Below are 253 nucleotides of genomic sequence, written 5' to 3'. Positions count from 1 at the left end.
GGCAAGTACCTCGCCTTCGCGCTGCTCGCCCTCTCGCTCGACCTCGTCTGGGGCTAGTGCGGCATCCTGTCCCTCGGCCACGGCGCCTTCTTCGGGCTCGGCGGCTACGCGATGGGCATGTACCTGATGCGCCAGATCGGGCCGCGCGGCGTCTCCGGGCACCCGGTCCTTCCCGACTTCATGGTGTTCCTGAACTACAAGGAACTGCCCGGGTACTGGCTCGGCTTCGACCGGTTTCCCGTCGCGGCCCTGA

At 68.0% G+C, this 253-nt stretch carries 1 pseudogene; it reads left to right on the top strand.

The window, feature by feature from the left end:
• Nucleotides 1-253 (top strand): annotated as a pseudogene (locus WDW90_RS40200) (ABC transporter permease subunit); the annotation flags it as partial.

Source organism: Methylobacterium nigriterrae (assembly GCF_037106235.1).
In the GTDB taxonomy this organism is placed as follows: Bacteria; Pseudomonadota; Alphaproteobacteria; order Rhizobiales; family Beijerinckiaceae; genus Methylobacterium; species Methylobacterium nigriterrae.
The sequence above is the reverse complement of the archived record's forward strand: the minus strand, read 5'-3'. Positions and strand labels throughout refer to the sequence as shown.